General features: G+C 70.9%; 23 protein-coding genes and 1 riboswitch. Of the genes, 11 read left to right on the forward strand and 12 right to left on the reverse strand.

Translation table 11 applies throughout. The features are described from left to right. Nucleotides 1–48 precede the first annotated feature (48 nt). A riboswitch (TPP riboswitch) is annotated at nt 49–160 on the forward strand. From thiO to OG870_RS12585, 6 genes are all read left to right on the forward strand, one after another. Beyond that, nucleotides 158–1,312, forward strand: a complete 1,155-nt coding sequence (thiO, locus tag OG870_RS12560) for a glycine oxidase ThiO (RefSeq protein WP_266512783.1) — start codon at nt 158–160, stop codon at nt 1,310–1,312. Its footprint overlaps the riboswitch before it by 3 nt. Continuing rightward, nucleotides 1,309–1,509: a sulfur carrier protein ThiS gene (thiS, locus tag OG870_RS12565; protein ID WP_266512786.1), complete on the forward strand. Its 201-nt coding sequence runs from the start codon at nt 1,309–1,311 to the stop codon at nt 1,507–1,509. Before thiO ends, thiS begins: the two co-directional genes overlap by 4 nt. 3 nt (nt 1,510–1,512) lie before the next feature. After that, nucleotides 1,513–2,307: a thiazole synthase gene (locus tag OG870_RS12570; RefSeq protein WP_266512789.1), complete on the forward strand. Its 795-nt coding sequence runs from the start codon at nt 1,513–1,515 to the stop codon at nt 2,305–2,307. 118 nt (nt 2,308–2,425) lie between these two features. Next, on the forward strand, nt 2,426–4,357 hold the full coding sequence (gene pknB / locus OG870_RS12575) for a Stk1 family PASTA domain-containing Ser/Thr kinase (RefSeq protein ID WP_266585311.1): 1,932 nt from the start codon (nt 2,426–2,428) through the stop codon (nt 4,355–4,357). Between the two features lie 34 nt (nt 4,358–4,391). Further along, nucleotides 4,392–5,261, forward strand: coding sequence for a deoxyribonuclease IV (locus OG870_RS12580; protein ID WP_266512794.1), 870 nt, complete (start codon nt 4,392–4,394; stop codon nt 5,259–5,261). Between the two features lie 76 nt (nt 5,262–5,337). Continuing rightward, nucleotides 5,338–5,829 carry a DUF4396 domain-containing protein gene (locus OG870_RS12585; protein ID WP_266512796.1) on the forward strand — a complete coding sequence of 164 codons (492 nt, stop codon included), beginning with the start codon at nt 5,338–5,340 and terminating at the stop codon, nt 5,827–5,829. A 16-nt stretch (nt 5,830–5,845) separates the two neighbouring features. Here OG870_RS12585 and OG870_RS12590 read toward each other — a convergent pair whose 3' ends face one another. Beyond that, a complete protein-coding gene (locus tag OG870_RS12590; protein WP_266512799.1) occupies nt 5,846–6,493 on the reverse strand; it encodes a sulfite oxidase-like oxidoreductase in 648 nt (215 codons plus the stop codon). A gap of 173 nt (nt 6,494–6,666) precedes the next feature. Between OG870_RS12590 and bfr the strand changes: the two genes are divergently transcribed. After that, nucleotides 6,667–7,146, forward strand: a complete 480-nt coding sequence (gene bfr / locus OG870_RS12595) for a bacterioferritin (RefSeq protein ID WP_266512801.1) — start codon at nt 6,667–6,669, stop codon at nt 7,144–7,146. Here the strand turns inward: bfr and OG870_RS12600 are convergent. Together OG870_RS12600 and OG870_RS12605 are read right to left on the reverse strand one after the other, a co-directional pair. Then, nucleotides 7,143–7,370: a (2Fe-2S)-binding protein gene (locus OG870_RS12600; protein ID WP_266512802.1), complete on the reverse strand. Its 228-nt coding sequence runs from the start codon at nt 7,368–7,370 to the stop codon at nt 7,143–7,145. The two genes, bfr and OG870_RS12600, sit on opposite strands and share 4 nt — an antisense overlap. A 169-nt stretch (nt 7,371–7,539) precedes the next feature. Beyond that, on the reverse strand, nt 7,540–8,892 hold the full coding sequence (locus OG870_RS12605) for a class II 3-deoxy-7-phosphoheptulonate synthase (protein ID WP_266512804.1): 1,353 nt from the start codon (nt 8,890–8,892) through the stop codon (nt 7,540–7,542). A 105-nt stretch (nt 8,893–8,997) separates the two neighbouring features. On the opposite strand from OG870_RS12605, the gene OG870_RS48150 reads away from it, so the two are divergent. Both OG870_RS48150 and OG870_RS12610 read left to right on the forward strand, forming a co-directional pair. After that, complete coding sequence (locus tag OG870_RS48150; RefSeq protein ID WP_073723848.1) at nt 8,998–9,054, forward strand: trp operon leader peptide; 57 nt, start codon at nt 8,998–9,000, stop codon at nt 9,052–9,054. 114 nt (nt 9,055–9,168) lie between these two features. Then, nucleotides 9,169–11,049 carry an anthranilate synthase family protein gene (locus OG870_RS12610; protein ID WP_266840880.1) on the forward strand — a complete coding sequence of 627 codons (1,881 nt, stop codon included), beginning with the start codon at nt 9,169–9,171 and terminating at the stop codon, nt 11,047–11,049. A gap of 70 nt (nt 11,050–11,119) precedes the next feature. Here OG870_RS12610 and OG870_RS12615 read toward each other — a convergent pair whose 3' ends face one another. From OG870_RS12615 to OG870_RS12630, 4 genes are all read right to left on the reverse strand, one after another. After that, nucleotides 11,120–12,148 (reverse strand): 6-phosphofructokinase, encoded by a 1,029-nt coding sequence (locus tag OG870_RS12615; protein WP_266585301.1) that lies wholly within the window; start codon nt 12,146–12,148, stop codon nt 11,120–11,122. A gap of 108 nt (nt 12,149–12,256) precedes the next feature. After that, a complete protein-coding gene (locus tag OG870_RS12620; protein ID WP_266585300.1) occupies nt 12,257–12,946 on the reverse strand; it encodes a response regulator in 690 nt (229 codons plus the stop codon). Next, entirely contained in the window at nt 12,943–14,172 is a 1,230-nt protein-coding gene (gene macS / locus OG870_RS12625) for a MacS family sensor histidine kinase (protein WP_266840877.1), read from the reverse strand. The genes OG870_RS12620 and macS overlap by 4 nt, the downstream gene beginning before the upstream one ends. 25 nt (nt 14,173–14,197) lie before the next feature. Next, nucleotides 14,198–14,929: a lysophospholipid acyltransferase family protein gene (locus tag OG870_RS12630; RefSeq protein ID WP_266512818.1), complete on the reverse strand. Its 732-nt coding sequence runs from the start codon at nt 14,927–14,929 to the stop codon at nt 14,198–14,200. 207 nt (nt 14,930–15,136) lie between these two features. Here OG870_RS12630 and OG870_RS12635 point away from each other — a divergent pair, with 207 nt between their 5' ends. Together OG870_RS12635 and OG870_RS12640 are read left to right on the forward strand one after the other, a co-directional pair. Continuing rightward, nucleotides 15,137–15,916, forward strand: a complete 780-nt coding sequence (locus tag OG870_RS12635; RefSeq protein WP_266512820.1) for an alpha/beta hydrolase — start codon at nt 15,137–15,139, stop codon at nt 15,914–15,916. Further along, entirely contained in the window at nt 15,909–16,472 is a 564-nt protein-coding gene (locus tag OG870_RS12640) for a hypothetical protein (RefSeq protein WP_266512822.1), read from the forward strand. Before OG870_RS12635 ends, OG870_RS12640 begins: the two co-directional genes overlap by 8 nt. Here the strand turns inward: OG870_RS12640 and OG870_RS12645 are convergent. The 5 genes from OG870_RS12645 to OG870_RS12665 form a co-directional block, all read right to left on the reverse strand. Continuing rightward, a complete protein-coding gene (locus OG870_RS12645) occupies nt 16,469–17,215 on the reverse strand; it encodes an endonuclease/exonuclease/phosphatase family protein (protein WP_266512824.1) in 747 nt (248 codons plus the stop codon). The genes OG870_RS12640 and OG870_RS12645 overlap by 4 nt on opposite strands. Nucleotides 17,216–17,509: 294 nt before the next feature. Further along, nucleotides 17,510–18,463 carry an ROK family glucokinase gene (locus OG870_RS12650; protein ID WP_266512827.1) on the reverse strand — a complete coding sequence of 318 codons (954 nt, stop codon included), beginning with the start codon at nt 18,461–18,463 and terminating at the stop codon, nt 17,510–17,512. A gap of 124 nt (nt 18,464–18,587) precedes the next feature. Next, nucleotides 18,588–19,121, reverse strand: coding sequence for a DUF5304 domain-containing protein (locus OG870_RS12655; RefSeq protein WP_266512830.1), 534 nt, complete (start codon nt 19,119–19,121; stop codon nt 18,588–18,590). Between the two features lie 57 nt (nt 19,122–19,178). Then, on the reverse strand, nt 19,179–20,348 hold the full coding sequence (locus OG870_RS12660) for an ArsA family ATPase (protein WP_266840875.1): 1,170 nt from the start codon (nt 20,346–20,348) through the stop codon (nt 19,179–19,181). A 64-nt stretch (nt 20,349–20,412) separates the two neighbouring features. Beyond that, on the reverse strand, nt 20,413–20,856 hold the full coding sequence (locus OG870_RS12665) for an SRPBCC family protein (RefSeq protein ID WP_266512842.1): 444 nt from the start codon (nt 20,854–20,856) through the stop codon (nt 20,413–20,415). Between the last annotated feature and the right edge of the window lie 47 nt (nt 20,857–20,903).

Genomic DNA, 20,903 nt, shown 5'->3' on the forward strand with positions numbered 1-20,903 from the left:
GAGGGCTCCTTACAGAGGCGCGGCGGGTCGGGCTAGGGTGGCCAACGTACAAGCACTCGCGGGAGCCCGGACGCACCGGGCTGAGAGGGAGGCTGGCGGCCTCCGACCGTACGAACCTGATCCGGGTCATGCCGGCGAAGGGAGGGGCTGGACGCCCATGTCGTCACGTACGTCAGACGTCCTCGTCATCGGGGGCGGAATCATCGGCCTGGTCACGGCCTGGCGGGCCGCGCAGCGCGGGCTGACCGCGGCCGTCGTGGACCCCGAACCGGGCGGCGGGGCCGCCCAGGTGGCCGCCGGGATGCTGGCCGCCGTCACCGAGCTGCACTACGGCGAGCAGACCCTGCTCGGCCTCAATCTGGAGTCGGCCCGCCGCTACCCGGACTTCGCGGCCGAACTCACCGACCTCACGGGCCTCGATCTCGGCTACCGCCAGTGCGGCACGCTCGCCGTCGCCCTGGACGCCGACGACCGCGCCCACCTGCGCGAACTGCACGTCCTGCAGCGGCAGTCGGGGCTCGACTCCGAGTGGCTGTCGGGGCGCGACTGCCGACGCCTGGAGCCGATGCTCGCGCCCTGCGTGCGCGGGGGGCTCAGGGTCGACGGCGACCACCAGATCGATCCGCGGCGCCTGGCACGCGCGCTCGTGGCGGCGTGCGAGCGAGCGGGCGTGGTCTTCCACCTCACGTGGGCGGAGCGCTTCCACGTCGTACGCGACCGGGCCGCCGGTGTCACCACGGCGGGCGGTGACGAGCTGGGCGCGGGCCAGGTGGTGCTGGCCGCCGGCAGCCTCAGCGGGCGCCTTCCTGGCGTCCCCGACGACGCACTGCCGCCCGTACGGCCGGTGAAGGGCCAGGTGCTGCGGCTGACCGTGCCGAAGCGGTACGCGCCGTTCCTGAGCCGCACCGTGCGCGCGGTCGTCCGCGGCAGCCATGTCTACCTGGTGCCGCGCGAGAACGGCGAGCTGGTCGTCGGCGCGACCAGCGAGGAGCTGGGCTGGGACACGACGGTCACCGCGGGCGGCGTGTACGAGCTGCTGCGCGACGCGCACGAGCTGGTGCCCGGGATCACCGAGCTGCCGCTGACGGAGACACGCGCGGGCCTGCGCCCCGGCTCCCCGGACAACGCGCCGCTGCTCGGCCCGACGCAGCTGCCCGGACTCCTGCTGGCCACCGGCCACTACCGCAACGGCGTGCTGCTCACGCCGGTCACCGGCGACGCCATGGCGCACGTCCTGACCACCGGCGAACTCCCGGACGAGGCCCGTCCGTTCACCCCGAGGCGTTTCGCGCTCATGGAGCAGCCCGCATGAACATCTCCGTCAACGGTCAGGCACGGGAGTTCGCCGTCGGCACCGCTCTCGACTCCGTCGTACGCACGCTGACCCCGGCCCCCTCCGGAGTGGCCGCCGCCCTGAACGAAACCGTCGTCCCACGCGCCGAGTGGCCGTCGACGTCCCTCTGCGAGGGGGACCGCGTCGAGATCCTCACCGCCGTCCAAGGAGGCTGACCCATGGCCGACGATCCCCTTGTCATCGGCGGTACGTCCTTCACGTCCCGCCTGATCATGGGCACCGGCGGTGCTCCCAGCCTCGACGTGCTGGAGCGGGCGCTGGTCGCGTCCGGCACGGAGCTGACTACGGTGGCGATGCGGCGCGTGGACCCCTCGGTGCAGGGCTCGGTGCTGTCCGTCCTGGACAGGCTCGGCATCCAGGTGCTGCCGAACACGGCGGGCTGCTTCACCGCCGGCGAGGCCGTCCTCACCGCCCGCCTCGCGCGCGAGGCGCTCGGCACCGAACTGGTCAAACTTGAGGTCATCGCCGATGAGCGCACCCTCCTGCCCGACCCGATCGAGCTGCTGGACGCCGCCGAGACCCTCGTCGACGACGGTTTCACTGTGCTGCCGTACACGAACGACGATCCCGTCCTGGCCCGGAAGCTGGAGGACGTCGGCTGTGCGGCGGTCATGCCGCTCGGCTCGCCGATCGGCTCCGGGCTCGGCATCCGCAACCCGCACAACTTCCAGTTGATCACCGAGCACGCGCGCGTGCCGGTGATTCTGGACGCGGGCGCCGGTACGGCGTCGGACGCGGCGCTCGCGATGGAGCTGGGGTGCGCGGGTGTGATGCTCGCCTCAGCGGTGACGCGGGCGCAGGAGCCGCAACTGATGGCCGAGGCGATGAAGCACGCGGTGGAGGCGGGGCGGCTGGCCCGGCTCGCGGGGCGGATCCCGCGGCGGCATTTCGCGGCGGCGTCGTCCCCCGTGGAGGGCCTGGCACGGCTGGACCCGGAGCGGCCTGCTTTCTGAACGAACGTTCGACGCTGGCCGGAAGTCACTGCGATGTCCGTCACAGCTCGGCTGCAGTCACGCCCCGATCCCGCAGGAATCGACGGCTCTGTCAGTCACGGCTCGTACACTCACCTGCGTGGATACGACCCTTCAGGACCCTCTGGTCGGGCAGGTGCTCGACGGGCGCTATCGCGTGGAGGCGCGGATCGCGGTCGGCGGGATGGCCACGGTCTACCGGGCCCTGGACACCCGCCTCGACCGGGTGCTCGCGCTCAAGGTGATGCACCCCTCGCTCGCCGCCGACGGCACCTTCGTCGACCGGTTCATCCGGGAGGCGAAGTCCGTCGCCCGGCTGGCCCATCCGAACGTGGTGCAGGTCTTCGACCAGGGCACCGACGGGTCGTACGTCTATCTCGCCATGGAGTACGTCGCCGGATGCACCCTGCGGGACGTGCTGCGCGAGCGCGGGGCGCTGCAGCCGCGCGCCGCGCTGGACATCCTGGAGCCGGTGCTGGCCGCGCTCGGTGCCGCGCACCGCGCCGGTTTCGTGCACCGGGACATGAAGCCGGAGAACGTGCTGATAGGAGACGACGGCCGGGTCAAGGTCGCCGACTTCGGCCTCGTCCGCTCCGTGGACACGGTCACCAACACCACGGGGACGGTCCTCGGCACCGTCTCCTACCTCGCGCCGGAGCAGATCGAGCACGGCACCGCCGACCCCCGGGTCGACGTGTACGCGTGCGGTGTCGTGCTGTACGAGATGCTGACGGGCGACCGGCCGCACTACGGGGACTCCCCGGCCACCGTCCTCTACAAGCACATCCACGAGGACGTCCCGCCGCCGTCGGCCGCCGTGCCGGGGCTGGCGTACGCGCTGGACGCGCTGGTCGCGTCGGCCACCGCCCGCACCCCCGACATCCGCCCGCAGGACGCGGTGGCGCTGCTCGCGCAGGCGCGCGAGGTGCGCGCCGCGCTCAGCGTGGACCAGCTGGACGCGATGCCCCCGCAGGCGCTCGCCTCGGACCACCGGGACATCTCCGCGGACCGTACGAGCGTGATCCCGCGCGGGCTGACGGTGCAGCGCCCGCTGCCGGTGAACGAGGACGACGACCGGCAGGCGCTGCACCACACCAGCGTGCTGCAGACTCCCCCGCCGCTGCCGCCGCGCCGTCGCGGCGCGCGCGGCCGGCGCGGTCCGCTCGCGATCGTCGTCGCGGTGCTGCTGATCCTCGGGGTCGGCACGGGTGTCTGGTACATCAACTCCGGCCAGTTCACCAAGGTCCCGCCGGTACTGGCGAAGACCCAGGTGGAGGCGCGCAAGCAGCTGGACGACGCCGGGCTGGACCTCGGCAGGATCAAGCACGCCTACAGCGACACGGTGAAGCGGGGCACGGTCATCAGTTCCGACCCCGTGCCCGGCAGCCGCGTCCGCGACAACGCGTCCGTGACGCTCACCCTCTCCGACGGCCCGGAGACCGTGCAGGTGCCCGACCTGGAGAGCCGGACGCTGGCCGAGGCGAGGACGCAGCTGAAGCAGCACAGCCTCGATCCCGGCATGGTCACCCGCGAGTTCAGCGACGACGTCCCCAAGGGCTCCGTGATCTCCACGGATCCGGAGGCGGGCACGAAGCGGCACGCGGGTTCGGCGATCGCGCTGGTCGTCAGCAAGGGCAGCCCGGTGGACGTCCCGGATGTCACCGGTGAGGACCTTCAGGACGCGAAGGCCGACCTGGAGGACGCGGGCCTGACGGTGAAGGTCTCCTCCGAGCGGGTCAACTCCGAGTACGACAAGGGGCAGGTCGCCGCGCAGACACCCCGGAGCGACAGCAAGGCCGCCGAGGGCGACACAGTGACGCTGGCCCTGTCCAAGGGCCCCGAGATGATCGAGGTCCCGGACGTCACCGGGGACAACGTCGACGACGCGCAGAAGACCCTGGAAGACGCCGGCTTCAAGGTCGACAAGGACCGCGGTCTGCTCGGACTGTTCGGCGACACCGTCAAGAGCCAGTCCGTGGAGGGCGGGGACAAGGCGCCCAAGGGGTCGACGATCACCATCAAGATCCGGTGACGGAGCACGTCAGGCTGCGTGACACCCTGAACGGGTGAACAGTCAGCAGTCCCGCAACCCCGTCGGCGGCCATGTCCCCGTGGCCGGCGGTCTCCACTCCGTCGGCCTGTCGTACGCCCATGACCTGAAGGCCGAGACGGTGCAGGTCTTCGTCGCCAACCCGCGCGGCTGGGCCACGCCCGTCGGCAATCCGCGACAGGACGAGGAGTTCCGCGCGGCGTGCGAGGCCGAGTCGATCCCGGCGTACGTGCATGCCCCGTACCTGATCAACTTCGGTTCGCACACCGAGGCGACCGTCGAGAAGTCCGTGGACTCGCTGCGGCACTCGCTGCGGCGCGGCCGGGAGATCGGGGCGCTCGGGGTGGTCGTGCACACGGGCAGCGCGACCGGCGGCCGGGACCGCTCCGTCGCCCTGAAGCAGGTGCGCGAGCACATGCTGCCGCTGCTCGACGAGCTCACCCACGACGACGACCCGTTCCTGCTCCTGGAGTCGACCGCCGGGCAGGGTGCCTCGCTCTGCTCGCGGACCTGGGACTTCGGCCCGTACTTCGAGGCGCTGGACGCCCATCCGAAGCTCGGCGTCTGCCTGGACACGTGCCACATCTACGCGGCCGGCCACGATCTGACCGGCCCGAGCGGCATGCACCAGACCCTGGACCTGCTGGTGGACACCGTCGGCGAGGGCCGGCTGAAGCTGATCCACGCCAACGACTCCAAGGACGTGGTCGGCGCGCACAAGGACCGGCACGAGAACATCGGCGCCGGCCACATCGGCGAGGACCCGTTCCGGGCGCTGATGACCCACCCCGCGACCGAGGGCGTACCGCTGATCATCGAAACGCCCGGCGGCAAGGAAGGGCATGCCGCGGACGTGGAGCGACTGAAGAAACTGCGCGACTCGTAGGCCGTTGAGGAATACCCCTGGGGGGTATACGGTTCCTGCTCGGTGCAGGAACCGTTACCTGGCATTGGGGGCAGTCATGCAGCACGAGGCACATCAGGAACACCGGACACACCCACACCACCACCCGGCCGCCGCCACCTGGAGCATGGCCGCCCAGGCGACCCTGCACTGCCTGACCGGCTGCGCCATCGGCGAGGTACTGGGCATGGTCGTCGGCACGGCGCTCGGCTGGGGCAACGTCGCGACGACGGTCCTGGCGATCGTCCTCGCGTTCTTCTTCGGCTACTCACTGACGCTGCGCGGGGTGCTGCGGGCCGGCGTCGGTTTCCGTACGGCCTTCCGGGTGGCGCTGGCCGCGGACACCCTGTCCATCGCCGTGATGGAGCTGATCGACAACGGCGTGATCGTGCTGTGGCCGGACGCGATGGACGCCCAGCTCGCCGACCTGCTGTTCTGGGCTTCCCTCGCGATCTCCCTGGCGGTCGCCTTCCTCGTGACGACACCCGTCAACAAGTGGATGATCGGCCGCGGGAAGGGCCACGCGGTGGTGCACGGCTACCACCACTGACGACGTCCGCCAGGAGTCAGAGCTCGGGGCCGTCCCCTAGCTCCTCCTGGTAGGAGTAGCGCTGTTCCTTCCACGGGTCCCCGACGTTGTGGTAGCCGCGCTCCTCCCAGAAGCCGCGGCGGTCGGCGGTCATGTACTCCACGCCGCGCACCCACTTCGGGCCCTTCCACGCGTACAGATGGGGCACGACGAGGCGCAGCGGGAAGCCGTGTTCCGCCGTCAGCAGCTCGCCGTCCTTGTGGGTGGCGAAGATGGTCCGCCCGGACGCGAAGTCCGCCAGGCGGAGGTTCGAACTGAATCCGTATTCGGCCCACACCATGACATGGGTGACCGCGGGCGCGGGCGGCGCGATCTCAAGAATCGTTCGGGCGGGAATCCCGCCCCATTCGGCGCCGAGCATGCTGAACTTCGTGACGCAGTGCAGGTCGGCCACGACGGTGGTGTACGGCAGGGCCGCGAACTCCTCGTGGGTCCAGCAGTGCTTCTCGCCGTCCGCGGTCGCGCCGAAGACCCTGAACTCCCAGCGCTCCGGACGGAACTTGGGGACGGGCCCGTAGTGCGTGACCGGCCAGCCGCGTTGCAGGCGCTGCCCCGGCGGAAGTTCGGCCTGTGCTGCTCCTCCCGAATCGCGTTCTCCCGATTCACGCTCCGCCGGCTGACCCATGTCTCCATCCTGACAGACCTATGACAGTGCGCTTGACCGGCCCCATCAAATACGGGCAATTACAACTAAGCATGCACTTACTTACTAAGTGAAGACTTACTGGACGATCTTTGTTGCCGGTGCAATCATGCGGCGCAAACTGCCAGTCCCCCCGCCTGGAAGGAGCCACTGCGATGCAGGGCGACCCCGAGGTCATCGAATTCCTCAACGAGCAGCTCACCGGCGAGCTGACCGCGATCAACCAGTACTTCCTGCACGCGAAGATGCAGGAGAACTTCGGCTGGACGAAGCTCGCGAAGTACACGCGGCACGAGTCGTTCGACGAGATGAAGCACGCGGAGGTGCTCACCGACCGCATCCTCTTCCTGGAGGGGCTGCCGAACTACCAGCGGCTGTTCCATGTACGCGTGGGGCAGACCGTCAAGGAGATGTTCGAGGCCGACCGGCAGGTCGAGGTCGAGGCGATCGACCGGCTCAAGCGCGGTATCGAGGTGATGCGCACCAAGGGCGACATCACGTCCGCGAACATCTTCGAGTCGATCCTCGCGGACGAGGAGCACCACATCGACTACCTCGACACCCAGCTGGAACTGGTCGAGAAGCTCGGAGAGGCGCTCTACATCGCACAGCTGATCGAGCAGCCGGAGAGCTAGGCGGCCTCGTCCAGCGCGGTCAGGACCGCCTTGCCCTGTGGTTCGGCGAGCTCACGGCGGGGGCACTCACCCCGGCCCAGCAGTGCCTGGATCCGCCGGACGCACGAACCGCAGTCCGTGCCCGCCTTGCAGGCGGAGGCCAGCTGGCGGGGGGTGCCGGCACCGTCCTCGGCGTGCTTCTTGACCTGCTGCTCGGTGATGCCGAAGCAACTGCAGACGTACACGCGGTTCCACCTCCCGCCGGGATTGACCAGTCTTGCCGTCCCGAATGATCGGTGAGGCTAACCTAACCTTACCCGGCGCTCAGGAACCGCAAAAGTGCGATGGGGCGCGGATCGTATGTGATCCGCGCCCCATTCACGTCCCTGTAACAGGTGTCCCCGTCACTGGTCCCTACTGGTCCCTGTACATCTCCGCGACGAGGAACGCCAGGTCCAGGGACTGGCTGCGGTTCAGGCGCGGGTCGCAGGCCGTCTCGTAGCGCTGGTGCAGGTCGTCGACGAAGATCTCGTCGCCGCCGCCCACGCACTCGGTGACGTCGTCACCGGTGAGCTCGACGTGGATGCCGCCCGGGTGGGTGCCGAGGCCCTTGTGGACCTCGAAGAAGCCCTTGACCTCGTCGAGCACGTCGTCGAAGCGGCGGGTCTTGTGACCGGAGGCCGCCTCGTAGGTGTTGCCGTGCATCGGGTCGGTGATCCAGGCGACCGTCGCGCCGGACGCGCTGACCTTCTCGACCAGCTCGGGCAGCTTGTCGCGGACCTTGTCGGCGCCCATGCGGACGATGAAGGTCAGCCGGCCGGGCTCACGGTCGGGGTCGAGGCGCTCGATGTACTGCAGCGCCTCCTCGGCCGTGGTCGTCGGGCCGAGCTTGATGCCGATCGGGTTGCGGATCTTCGAGGCGAACTCGATGTGCGCGCCGTCCAGCTGACGGGTGCGCTCACCGATCCACACCATGTGCGCCGAGACGTCGTACAGCTGCCCGGTACGCGAGTCGACCCTGGTCAGCGCCGACTCGTAGTCCAGCAGCAGCGCCTCGTGCGAGGAGTAGAACTCGACGGTCTTGAACTCCTCCGGGTCCGTGCCGCAGGCCCGCATGAAGTTCAGCGCGTTGTCGATCTCGCGGGCCAGCTGCTCGTAGCGCTGACCGGACGGCGACGACTTCACGAAGTCCTGGTTCCAGGCGTGTACCTGGCGCAGGTCGGCGTAACCACCGGTGGTGAAGGCGCGCACCAGGTTGAGCGTCGAGGCGGAGGCGTTGTACATCCGCTTCAGGCGCTCGGGGTCCGGGATGCGGGCGGCCTCGGTGAAGTCGAAGCCGTTGACCGAGTCGCCGCGGTAGGTCGGCAGGGTCACGCCGTCGCGGGTCTCGGTCGGCTTGGAGCGCGGCTTGGAGTACTGGCCGGCGATGCGGCCGACCTTCACGACCGGCACCGAGGCGGCGTACGTCAGCACGGCGCCCATCTGGAGCAGGGTCTTGAGCTTGTTGCGGATGTGGTCGGCCGACACCGCGTCGAAGGCCTCGGCGCAGTCGCCGCCCTGGAGGAGGAACGCCTCTCCCTTGGCGACGGCCGCCATCCGGGCGCGCAGCTGGTCGCACTCGCCCGCGAAGACGAGCGGCGGATACGACTCGAGGTCCGCGATCACTGCGCGCAGAGCCTCGGTGTCGGGGTACTCGGGCTGCTGCGCCGCGGGCAGGTTTCGCCAGGTGTTGCCAGCGCTCGCGCTGGTCGTTGCGTTCACGGTCACCCCGTAAACATTACGGGGTCGTGTCGACTGGTTATCTCCCGGCTCGACTGGTGAGACAGGGCGATCACCGTCCGGACGGCCGGGCGGTGCGGTAGGGTCCGTCGCATGTTCGCGCATTCGACCCAGACCTGGTGGTGGACCGCTCATCCGGCGGCCCACTGACTGCGCGTACGCAAGACTTCGCGAAGGCCGCCCGAGGGGCGGCCTTCGGTGTTTTCCGGGGTCGTTCCTCTCCGCCTCTCCACCGGCGACGAGACCGAGAAGGAACCCGGACCCATGAACCTGCTGGACCTGCCGCACGACCCCCGGCCGTTCGCCCTGCTGCGCCGCCGCGCGCCGGGCCATGCCATCGAGGAAAGCGCCACGGTCGAACTGCTCCTCGGCCCGATCACCGCCTACGACCGCCTCGCCGACCTCCCTGACGAGGGCCTCGCCCTGGTCCCCTTCCGCCAGATCCGCGAGCGCGGCTTCGACGTCCGCGACGACGGCACCCCGCTGGCGTTCCTCACCCCCGAGGAGTCGTACGAGATCCCGCTCGCCGACGCTCTCGCGCAGCTCCCGACGCACGACGTGCGGGTGGAGGACGGCGGCTTCGACGTCGACGACGAGGAGTACGGCGAGATCGTCGGGCGGGTGCTGCGGGAGGAGATCGGGCGGGGCGAGGGCGCGAACTTCGTGATCCGGCGGACGTACGAGGGCGGGATCCCGGGGTTCTCCAGGGCCGACGCCCTCGCGCTCTTCCGGCGGCTGCTGGAGGGCGAGCGGGGCGCGTACTGGACGTTCGTCGTGCACACCGGGGACCGGACGCTGGTCGGTGCCAGTCCCGAGGTGCACGTCCGGATGTCCGGCGGCACGGTCGTCATGAACCCGATCAGCGGGACGTACCGGTACCCCGCCGAGGGCCCGACACCCGAGCACCTCCTCGGCTTCCTCGCCGACGGCAAGGAGATCGAGGAGCTGTCGATGGTCGTCGACGAGGAGCTGAAGATGATGTGCACCGTCGGCGACATGGGCGGGGTCGTGGTCGGCCCGCGCCTGAAGGAGATGGCCCATCTCGCGCACACAGAATACGAGCTGCGCGGGAAGTCCTCGCTGGACGCGCGTGAGGTGCTGAAGGAGACGATGTTCGCGGCGACCGTCACCGGGTCGCCCGTGCAGAACGCGTGCCGGGTCATCGAGCGGTACGAGCCCCTCGGGCGGGACGGCGTCGGGCGCGGCTACTACGCGGGCGCGCTGGCCCTGCTGGGCCGGGATTCCGGGGGCGCGCAGACACTCGACTCCCCCATCCTCATCCGTACCGCGGACATCGACGCGGACGGGCGGCTGAGGGTGCCGGTCGGCGCGACCCTCGTACGGGGGTCGGACCCGGCGAGCGAGGTCGCGGAGACGCACGCGAAGGCGGCGGGTGTGCTGGCGGCCCTGGGCGTACGCCCGTCACGGCCGCGTGAGGAGCACGCGCGCGTACGTCTCGCCGACGATCCACGCGTGCGTGCCGCGCTCGACGGGCGCCGGGCCTCGCTCGCCCCCTTCTGGCTGCGGATGCAGGAGCGGTCCGCTCAGCTCACCGGGCACGCCCTGGTCGTCGACGCGGAGGACACCTTCACGGCGATGCTCGCGCATGTGCTGCGCTCCAGCGGTCTGGAGGTGACCGTCCGGCGCTACGACGAGCCCGGTGTGCGGGACGCCGTGCTCGCGCATGAGGGGCCACTCGTGCTGGGCCCCGGCCCCGGTGACCCCTCGGACCTGGACGATCCGAAGATGCGGTTCCTGCGGGAGCTGACCGCCGCGGTGATCCGGAACCACCGGCACGGCGTCCTCGGCGTCTGCCTCGGGCACGAGCTGATCGCGGCCGAGCTGGGGCTGGAGATCGTACGGAAGGAAGTGCCCTACCAGGGCGCACAGACGACGGTCGACCTGTTCGGGCGGCGCGAGACCGTCGGCTTCTACAACAGCTTCGTGGCGCGCTGCGACGACGAGACCGTCGAGGAACTGGCCGCGCACGGCGTCGAGGTCAGCCGAAGCCCGTCGCACGAAGTGCACGCGCTGCGCGGCCCGGGATTCGCCGGAGTGCAGTTCCACCCGGAGTCGATCCTCACGCTCAACGGCGCCGCGGTGGTACGGGAGTTGGTCGGCCGGCTGCTGAACACGACCGTGTAGCCGGCCGCGCGGAGGTCCGGGGGCCGACGCGCCCGGACCTCCGTCTCGGCCGACCGTCATCGGCCTGCCGTCAGCCGAAGAAGACCCCGACCTCCTCGTACAGCTTCGGGTCCACCGTCTTGAGCTTGGCCGTGGCCTCCGCGATCGGGACGCGGACGATGTCGGTGCCGTGCAGGGCGACCATCTTCCCGAAGTCACCGTCGCGGACTGCGTCGATGGCGTGCAGGCCGAAGCGGGTGGCGAGCCAGCGGTCGAAGGCGCTGGGGGTGCCGCCGCGCTGGATGTGACCGAGGACGGTGGTACGGGCCTCCTTGCCCGTGCGCTTCTCGATCTCCTTGGCCAGCCATTCGCCGACTCCCGACAGGCGGACATGTCCGAAGGAGTCCAGCGACTCGTCCTTGAGGACCACGTCGCCGTCCTTGGGCATGGCGCCCTCCGCCACGACCACGATCGGGGCGTACGACGCCTTGAAGCGGGAGGTGATCCAGGAGCACACCTGGTCGACGTCGAAGCGCTGCTCGGGGATGAGGATGACGTTGGCGCCGCCCGCGAGGCCGGAGTGGAGCGCGATCCAGCCGGCGTGGCGGCCCATCACCTCGCAGACCAGGACGCGCATATGGGACTCGGCGGTGGTGTGCAGGCGGTCGATGGCTTCCGTCGCGATGCCGACCGCGGTGTCGAAGCCGAAGGTGTAGTCGGTGGCGGACAGGTCGTTGTCGATGGTCTTCGGTACGCCGACGACGGGCACGCCGTACTCGTCGGTGAGGCGCGCCGCGACGCCCAGGGTGTCCTCGCCGCCGATCGCGATGAGCGCGTCGACCTCCTGCTTGGCGAGGTTCTCCTTGATCCGGCGGATGCCGTTCTCCTGCTTCAGCGGATTCGTGCGCGAGGAGCCGAGGATGGTGCCGCCGCGGGGCAGGATGCCGCGCACCGCGGGGATGTCGAGGCGGACGGTGTCGCCCTCCAGCGGTCCGCGCCAGCCGTCCCGGTAGCCGACGAAGTCGTAGCCGTACTCCTGCACGCCCTTGCGGACGATGCCCCGGATGACGGCGTTGAGTCCGGGGCAGTCGCCGCCTCCGGTCAGTACTCCGACCCGCATGGAAATGTCCCTTCGCCGCGGTTGCCTGTGGGGGCCACGCTAATGGTGATCCAGGTCACACAGGGATGGGCGTGAAGGGCAATTCCGGTGAACTGTCGGGCGCGCGGTTTACTCGTCGTCAAGTCCGCGTTCTATCGCGTACCGCACGAGTTCGACTCTGTTGTGCAGTTGGAGCTTGCCGAGGGTGTTCTGGACGTGGTTCTGCACCGTGCGGTGGGAGATGACGAGGCGTTCGGCGATCTGCTTGTAGCTCAGGCCCTTGGCGACCAGGCGCAGCACCTCCGTCTCACGGTCGGTGAGCTGCGGGACCTTGGATTCGCCGGTGTCGGCGGCGGGCGCGGGCTCGGAGGCGAGACGGCGGTACTCGCCGAGGACCAGTCCGGCCAGGCCCGGTGTGAACACCGGGTCCCCGACGGCCGTACGGCGCACCGCGTCCAGGAGTTCCTCGGTCGACGCCGACTTCAGCAGATAGCCGGTCGCGCCGGACTTCACGGCCTCCAGGACGTCGGCGTGCTCGCCGCTCGCGGACAGCACGAGGACCCGCAACGCCGGGTTGTGGCCGACGAGTTCCTTGCAGACCTGGACGCCGGGCTTGGCCGGCAGGTTCAGGTCGAGGACCAGGACGTCGGGGGCGGCGGCCTTGGCGCGGCGTACGGCCTGGTCGCCGTCGCCGGCGGTGGCGACCACGTCGAAGCCGGACTCGGCCAGGTCGCGGGCGACGGCGTCGCGCCACATCGGGTGGTCGTCGACCACCATGACCCTGATCGGGTCCCGCTGCCCGTCGGTGGAATCCGTCATCGCCGCTCCGCCTTACCCCGTGGGTCCTTCGCGTCCTTCGGTACTTTCAGTTCGACCTCCGTGCCCTGCCCGGGCACCGAGATCAGTTCGGCGCTGCCGCCGAGTTCGCGCAGCCGGCCCCGGATCGACAGGGCCACGCCGAGCCGTCCCTCGCCCTCGGCCTGTGCGAGCCGCCCCTCGGGGATGCCGGGTCCGTCGTCCCGTACGGTCACCACGACCTCGCCGGGCTCGTCCTCGACGAGGACCCACGCGCGCGCGTGCTCGCCGGCGTGCTCGCGTACGTTGTCCAGGGCGGCGCCGACGGCCGCGGCCAGCTCCTTCGCGGCGGGCGCGGTCAGCAGCACGGGGGCGCCGGGCTCGGCGAAGCTGACCTTCGCGGCGGCGTACCGAGCGAGGAACACGCGCAGGTCCACGGGGCCGTCCTGGTCGTAGGACGGCTCCTCCACGGCCCGTACGACCGCGCCCTCGGCCGCGTCCTCCGACGCCCGGGAGACGGGGACCAGCCCGCCGGAGACCAGTGTGCGCAGCGCGACCTCCTGCTCGCCGGCCATCCGACCCAGCTCGCCCGCCTCGCCGCCGATGACGGCGCCGCGCCGCTGCACCATGGCCAGCACCTGCAGCACGCCGTCGTGGATGTCCCGGGCCAGCCGCTCCCGCTCCCTCGTCGCGGCCTCGATCTCCAGGGCCCGGGCGAGGGTGCGCTCGGAGGCGCGGGCGACCTCGACGACGTAGCCGATGGCGATGGAGGCGACCCAGACCAGGATCACGTTGTGGACGGTGTCGCGGGCCGGGGCGCCGCGCTCGATCAGGTTGGCGGCGGCGACCGGCGTGGAGGCGAACGCGGCCCAGCGCCAGCCGCCCTTGATCGCATACGCGAGGACCGAGCCCGCCGTCCATATCGACGGCAGGGTGGGGCCGCCGCTGTGGATGTGCGCGTCGTCGGCGGCGATCGGGGTGAGGAGGATGCCGGTGAGCGCGATGGCCAGGTCGACGGCGAGGAAGCGCTTGGTGCAGGCGGCCGCGCTCTGGACGCGGGGCAGGGTGGCGAGCGTCCAGACGAACAGGACGACGTAGTAGACGATGGCGATGCCCGCCCGGTCGTACTCGTCGTAGGCGGTGGCGAACAGGCCGACGGCGTACAGCATCGTCAGCACCCGGTACGCGGTGAGCGCACGCCACAGCGGCTGCTCGACCGACATCCGCATGACCTGCTCGCGCCTGGCCATTTCCCCCACCCCCACAACCAGGAGCCTAGGCCCCGGACTTCTCCTTCTTGACCTGTTCCTTGTCGGCCTTCGCGGCATCCGCGATCCGCCGCTTGGCCGCGGTCGCGTAGATGTCGACGTACTCCTGGCCGGAAAGCCTCATGATCTCGTACATGACCTCGTCGGTGACCGCGCGCAGGACGAAGCGATCGTGCTCCATGCCCTGGTAGCGGCTGAAGTCGAGGGCCTTGCCGATGCGGATGCCCGGGCGCATCAGCTTGGGCATCACCTTGCCCGGCGGCTGGATCTTCTCCGTGTCGATCATCGCGACCGGGATGACCGGCGCGCCACTGGCGAGCGCCACGCGCGCGAGGCCGCCGGGCTTGCCCCGGTAGAGACGGCCGTCGGGCGAGCGCGTGCCCTCGGGATAGATGCCGAACAGCTCACCGCGCTCCAGGACGTCGACGCCGCTCTTGACGGCGGCCTCGCCCGCGCCGCGCGCGCCGGAGCGGTCCACGGGGAGTTGACCGACACCCTTGAAGAAGGCGGCCGTGAGGCGGCCCTTCACGCCGGGCGTGGTGAAGTACTCCGCCTTCGCGATGAAGGTGACCTTGCGGTCGAGGACCGCGGGCAGGAAGAACGAGTCGGAGAAGGAGAGATGATTGCTCGCCAGGATGGCGGCGCCCTCCGCCGGAATGTTCTCGAGCCCTTCCACCCAGGGCCTGAAGGCGACCTTCAGCGGCCCTCCGATGGCAACCTTCATCGTGCCGTACAACAACCCAGTGCCTCCCGTTTCCGTCGATCAGACCTTAACCCGGAGCACTGTCAAAGGCGCCGACGGCCCTGGTCGGTGTCAGTGCGGTCGCGTACGGTGAAGGTTCTGCAGGCGCTCCATCCACTGTGTGCCCCTTCCTTGCCCCCTCCCCTGACCCCCTTGTCCATGACCCCCTTCCATGACCCCTCTTCCATGAACAGGAGACCGAAGGTGCCGGTCCTTCCTGGAGCCGAGCCGTACCGCCACGAGGGCGGAGACACAGGCGTCCTCCTCTGCCACGGCTTCACCGGTTCCCCCCAGTCGCTGCGCCCCTGGGCGGAGCATCTCGCCGAGCGTGGCCTCACGGTCGCGCTGCCGCTGCTGCCCGGGCACGGCACGCGCTGGGAGGACATGCAGCTCACCGGCTGGCAGGACTGGTACGCGGAGGTGGACCGCGAGCTGCGGTCCCTGCGCGAGCGCTGCGGCGAGGTGTTCGTGGCCGGCCTGTCGATGGGGGGCACCCTGGCGCTGCGCCTGGCGGCCAAGCACGGCGAGGGGGTCGCCGGGGTGGTGGTCGTCAACCCGGCGAACCGCATGCACGGCTTCTCCCCGTACGCCCTTCCGGTGGCCCGCCATCTCGTGCGGACGACGAAGGGGATCGCCAGCGACATCGCCAGGGAGGGCGGCGTCGAGCTGGGGTACGACCGGGTGCCGCTGCACGCGGCCCATTCGCTGCGGAACTTCTTCCGGCTGGTCGACCGCGAGCTGCCGCAGGTCACGCAGCCGCTGCTGGTCCTGCGCAGCCCGCAGGACCATGTCGTGCCGCCGGCCGACTCGGCGCGGATCCTCGGCCGGGTGTCGTCACGGGACGTGACGGAGGTCCTGCTGGAACAGAGCTACCACGTCGCGACGTTGGACCACGACGCGGACCGGATTTTCGAGGAGAGCCTCGCGTTCATCAGCCGGCTCGCACCCAGTGTCGGCAAGGAAGGGACGGCCGCAGGTGGCTGAGCACGACTCGGACCGCGAGGATCTCGAGCCGGAGGAGCAGGGCGTTCCCTTCGACGAGGATGCCGCGTGGGCCGCGATCGTCGCCGGGTACGGCGACGAGCCGAAGGATCCGCCGGGCGCCAAGCCCTTCAAGTCGGTCGAGGACCTCGCCCTGCTGGAGCCGGAGAGCAACGACTCCGCGGACGACGCGCCGAAGCAGGACAAGCCCGCCGGCCCCCTCGGTGGCTCGGTCTCCTTCGCGCCCGGCGTCGGCCCGCGCGACTACGCGACCGCGGCGCCGTCCGAGGGCGACTTCGACGAGGACGACGAGGGCCACTTCGTACCGCCGGAGCCGCCGCCGCTGCCCGCCGCCGACGCGACCGCGAAGTTCGCCTGGCTGGGAGTGATCGGCGGCCCGATCCTGCTCCTGCTGGCGGTGCTGCTCGGCTGGGACATGACCTGGTGGCTCGCCACGCTCGGCATCGGCGGCTTCCTGGGCGGTTTCGCCGCGCTGGTGATGCGGATGCGGACGGATGACGAGGACGACGACGATCCGGGGCGCGGAGCCGTCGTCTAGCCGGCCGGAATTCTGAGGGCGGCCAGGACCGGGAGATGGTCCGTGGCCGCCCTCAGGTCTGTCTCCGTCACTCCGGGGTGGCCGAGGGGGACGCCGCAGCCGAGTACCTCGATGCCCTTGGTGGCGAAGATCGCGTCGATGCGCTGGAAGGGCGTGACCGGCGTGAAGGTGAAATCGCCGCCCCAGGGGGCGGTGGCCCGGCAGTCCTGAAGGCCGTCGGCGAGACGGCGGAAGGTGCGGCCGGTGGGGCGGTCGTTGAGGTCGCCGCCCGCGATCGCGTGATCGACGCCCAGGCCGGCGAGGCGGTCCAGGAGCATGCCGCCCTGCTCGTACCGCTCGTCCTTCTGCAGCGAGAGGTGGCAGCTGAGGACGCCCAGGCGGGTGGCGCCGAAGCGGAGCACCGCGGTGGCGAAACCGCGGCGGAACTGACCGGGGGTGAGCGGCAGGAGGACGTCCTCGGTGCGTTCGACGGTCGCGCGGAGGGTGCAGAGGATGGCCGGGCCTGCGGCTGTGGCACCTCCGGTGAGGATCACCTGACCGGAGGCGGCCGCCAGCCGTGCGAGTTTCTTGCGCCAGCGGAAGAAGAGCGGGGCTTCCTGGAGGAGGACCAGGTCGGGGCCGCACGCGGTGATGACGCGGGCCAGGGCGTCCGTGTCGTCGCGCATGGAGCGGACGTTGTAGCTGAGGACCCGGATGACGGCGGAACCGTCCGGTTCGGTGCGGGAGTTGGGCAGCGGCTCCATGTGGATCAATTTACGCCTTTGCGCGGGGCGCGAGGTGTATGAGCGACCGCCGGTACGTCGTGGCTTGTCGCGCCGTTCCCCGCGCCCCTTGGAGAGCGAGACAGCCCAAGGCGCGAAGTCCGTCTGCGACTGCCAGTCGTGCGTGGCCGGTGGCGCCGTTCCCCGCGCCCCTTGGAGAGCGAGACAGCCCAAGGCGCGAAGTCCGTCTGCGACCGCCGGTCGTGCGTGGCCGGTCGCGCGGTTCCCCGCGCCCCTTGGGAGAGCGCGCACTCGCCGCGGCTCAGGGAGTGGGCCTCACATGATGGGGTCGGGTTCCCGAGCCAGGTCCGCCGCGCCCACCAGGCCCGCCTTGTTGCCCAGCTGGGCCGCGATGACTTCCGCGACCGGGCGCCAGTTGCCGCCGACCAGCCAGCGCTTGTAGGAGTTGCGGATCGGGTCCAGGACCAGCTCGCCCTCGTCGGAGAGGCCGCCGCCGACGATGAAGGCGGACGGGTCGAAGAGCGAGGCGAGGTCGGCGAGGCCGGCGCCGGCCCAGCGGGCGAGCTCACGGTAGGAGTCGACGGCGACCGGGTCGCCCTGGCGGGCGGCCATGGAGATGTGCTTGCCCTCGATGCCCTCGGGGCTGCCGTCGCCGAGGCCGAGCAGGATCTCGGCGTTCTCGGGGGTGGCGTTGGCGCGCTGTTTGGCGTATCGCACAAGGGCGCGTCCGGAGGCGTACTGCTCCCAGCAGCCCTGCGAGCCACAGCCGCAGAGCAGTCCGTCCGGGACCATGCGGATGTGGCCGAACTCGGCGGCGACGCCGAAGTGGCCGCGGCGCAGCTTGTTGCCGATGATGATGCCGCCGCCCAGGCCGGTGCCGAGCGTGATGCAGATGACGTTGCGGTGGCCCTTGCCCGCGCCGAACTTGTACTCGCCCCAGGCGGCCGCGTTGGCGTCGTTCTCCACGACGACGGGGAGGCCCACCCGGGCCTCGACCGCCTGCTTCAGCGGCTCCTGGCGCCAGTCGATGTTCGGCGCGAAGTACACGGTGGAGCGCTCCCGGTTCACGTAGCCGGCCGCGCCGATGCCCACGCCGACGATCTCGTGACCGGCGCGCGCGCCCTCCACGGCGGAGGCGATGGCGTCCACGATCGCCTCGGGCGTGCCCGGGGTCGGCACCTGGTGCGTCGAGAGGATGTTGCCGTCCTCGTCGACCACACCGGCCGCGATCTTGGTACCGCCGATGTCGACGCCGATGGTGAGTCCCATGAATCCCTCAGTTTCGGTCGAGCCCCGCTACGGCCAACCGTACCCGAGGCCCTGCCGTCGGGGTCCCGGCGTCCGCCTGGAGGACAGGCGGGCGGGACTCCGGCGGCAGGGCCTCGGGGGACTCTCAGTCCAGGTCGATGCGCTGCCCGGGGCCGGTGCCCTCGTCGCCGTCCCGGTGCTCGTCCAGGTCCTTGTGCAGGTCCGTGGTGCGGGTCGTCCAGCGCTGCTCCTGGGCCTGGACCGCGGAGCGGTAGGCGGCCAGCAGTTCGCTGCCCGCGGCGGCGAGGTGGTCGAAGACGTCCGGGTTGCGCTCGATGACGGGCTCGACCGCGGCCTTCGCCTGCTGGACGACCTGTTTCACCACCTGCTGGGCGGCAGGTCCGGCGACCGCGCCGAGCAGCGGGGACTGGATCGTCGACAGCTTGTCCGTGACGGCGTCGACGAGCCTGCGCAGTTCCTCGGCGGCCGAGCTCTGCGGCGGGCCGTACTCCGCGCGGCGGCGGGCCTTCTCCGCCGCGAGGTCCTCGGCGCACGCCGTCGACCAGGCGTCGGCGTCGGTCGCCCGCGCCTCGTCGATCGCCTCGTGCTCTCCCCCACTCTCGGCTTCGCTCGAGCGGGGTGACCCCGACGCGTCGGACGGAGGGAGCTCTTCGCTCATGACGACCTCCTGACTACGGTTCGTCTCTACGACGTTACCCGAACGGGCGCACGTGGTTCACCGGGTCTGAGGCCACAGCTGCGGGTCGGGCGCGAACCGGATGCGCAGCTCGCCCTCGCGCAGCGCCGCCCCGTCGACCGTACAACGGCGCAGGACGGACGGAAGCGGGAGGATACGGCGGAACTGGCCTGCCGCGACGACGAGTTCGTCGCCGCGCCGGATGAGGTCCAGATCCTCGCGTATGGCGCCGGGCAGGGGCAGCCGCCAGACGAGCACGCCGTCGTCGGCGAGCCGGTCGACGACGGGCCACTCGACGGTGGAGGTCGTGTCGTTGACCGCGGGTACGTGGAGCGCGGCGAGGTCGTCGGTGCCGCGGGGGTCGTGGCCGAGATGGGCGACGGTCCGGACGTCGTACGCCTCCTGCCACGCGTCGAGGACCTTGCGCTGCTGGGCGACGGGGCCCGCAGGCCAGCCGTCCGCGGCCCGCTCCGGCAGCACCCGGTTGGCGATCAGGACGTCGGGGCGCAGCCCGCGCAGGGCGAGGCCGAGAGTGACGTCGCGGACCGTGTCGGCGCCTGCCGGGCCGGGGTCGGCGACCAGTCGTACGACGGTGCCGCGGTCGGCGAGCACGGCCTCGACGGCGGCCAGCTCCATGTCCCAGCGGGCGGCGGTCTCGTACAGCCACTCCGACGGCATGGGGACACCGGCCAGCCGCCCCAGGATGGGGCGCAGCGCGCGGGCCGCCTGCCGCTCGGGCGGGAGCAGCCGGCGCAGATAGCGGCGCAGTTCCTCGGGGAGGGCGAGCAGGGCGAGGGCCTGCGGGGCGGGCGGGAGATCGACGACCAGCAGATCGTGCGCCTCGGCGAGGGCGGCGTCACGCAGGGCGCGCAGCAGCGCGAGCTCCTCGGCGCCGGGAAGGGGGGTGACCTCCTCGGCGTCCAGGCGGGAGGCGCCCAGGAGGTCCAGGACGTTGGCCGCGCGTTCCTGGAACGCCGAGAGGTCGTCCCGGAAACCGGCGGCGGCGTCGGGACGCCAGGCGGTGAGATGCGGAGCGATCCGGGTCGGCGTCGAGCCCGTCGCCGCGCCGAGGGCCGCGCCGAGGATGTCGGTGCGGTCGGCGCTGAGGACCAGGGTGCGGGTCCCTTCGCGGGCTGCGGCGAGCGCGGTGGCGGCCGCGAGGGTGGTACGTCCGCTGCCGCCGGGGCCGGTGATCAGGATGGTGCGCATGGGCCTGAACGGTACCTGTGCCTGATCGACTGCCGGACCGCCCCCGGAGGCTGCTCGGCCGCCCCTACTTCTCCCCCGACTCCACGCGCTTCTTCAGCCCCGCCAGCGCCCGGTCGATGATGACCTTCTCGGCCTTCCGCTTGATCATGCCCAGCATCGGGATCTTGACGTCGACGGTGAGCTGGTACGTGACCTCGGTCGCGGCCGCTCCGGCCGGCTTCAGGAGGTACGAGCCGTCGAGCGAACGCAGCATCTGGGACTTGACCAGGGTCCAGGAGACCTCGTCCCGGCCGGTCCAGGTGTACGCGAGCACCTGGTCGTCCTTGATCGCTCCCGCGTCCATGACGAGCCGGACCTGCTCGGCGCGGCCCTCGGCGTCCGTCGCCAGGACCTCCGCCTCCTTCACCTCGCCGGTCCAGTCCGGGTAGCGGGCAAAGTCGGCGATCACCGCCATGACGTCGGCCGGTGCCGCCTCGATCGTGATGCTCGAGCTGGTGTGTTCCGCCATCGCCGTGGCTCCTCCAGATGCGGGCCGGTACTCATGCACGTGCGTGC

It is taken from the genome of Streptomyces sp. NBC_00461, assembly GCF_036013935.1.
In the GTDB taxonomy this organism is placed as follows: Bacteria; Actinomycetota; Actinomycetes; order Streptomycetales; family Streptomycetaceae; genus Streptomyces.

Excerpts from the sequence above, each read along its gene's own strand:
- thiO (WP_266512783.1), top strand. The coding sequence starts at position 158 with ATGTCGTCACGTACGTCAGACGTCCTCGTCATCGGGGGCGGAATCATC.
- thiS (WP_266512786.1), top strand. The coding sequence starts at position 1,309 with ATGAACATCTCCGTCAACGGTCAGGCACGGGAGTTCGCCGTCGGCACC.
- OG870_RS12570 (WP_266512789.1), top strand. The coding sequence starts at position 1,513 with ATGGCCGACGATCCCCTTGTCATCGGCGGTACGTCCTTCACGTCCCGC.
- OG870_RS12585 (WP_266512796.1), top strand. The coding sequence starts at position 5,338 with ATGCAGCACGAGGCACATCAGGAACACCGGACACACCCACACCACCAC.
- OG870_RS12590 (WP_266512799.1), bottom strand. The coding sequence starts at position 6,493 with ATGGGTCAGCCGGCGGAGCGTGAATCGGGAGAACGCGATTCGGGAGGA.
- bfr (WP_266512801.1), top strand. The coding sequence starts at position 6,667 with ATGCAGGGCGACCCCGAGGTCATCGAATTCCTCAACGAGCAGCTCACC.
- OG870_RS12610 (WP_266840880.1), top strand. The coding sequence starts at position 9,169 with ATGAACCTGCTGGACCTGCCGCACGACCCCCGGCCGTTCGCCCTGCTG.
- OG870_RS12615 (WP_266585301.1), bottom strand. The coding sequence starts at position 12,148 with ATGCGGGTCGGAGTACTGACCGGAGGCGGCGACTGCCCCGGACTCAAC.
- OG870_RS12620 (WP_266585300.1), bottom strand. The coding sequence starts at position 12,946 with ATGACGGATTCCACCGACGGGCAGCGGGACCCGATCAGGGTCATGGTG.
- macS (WP_266840877.1), bottom strand. The coding sequence starts at position 14,172 with ATGGCCAGGCGCGAGCAGGTCATGCGGATGTCGGTCGAGCAGCCGCTG.
- OG870_RS12645 (WP_266512824.1), bottom strand. The coding sequence starts at position 17,215 with ATGGAGCCGCTGCCCAACTCCCGCACCGAACCGGACGGTTCCGCCGTC.
- OG870_RS12650 (WP_266512827.1), bottom strand. The coding sequence starts at position 18,463 with ATGGGACTCACCATCGGCGTCGACATCGGCGGTACCAAGATCGCGGCC.
- OG870_RS12655 (WP_266512830.1), bottom strand. The coding sequence starts at position 19,121 with ATGAGCGAAGAGCTCCCTCCGTCCGACGCGTCGGGGTCACCCCGCTCG.
- OG870_RS12660 (WP_266840875.1), bottom strand. The coding sequence starts at position 20,348 with ATGCGCACCATCCTGATCACCGGCCCCGGCGGCAGCGGACGTACCACC.
- OG870_RS12665 (WP_266512842.1), bottom strand. The coding sequence starts at position 20,856 with ATGGCGGAACACACCAGCTCGAGCATCACGATCGAGGCGGCACCGGCC.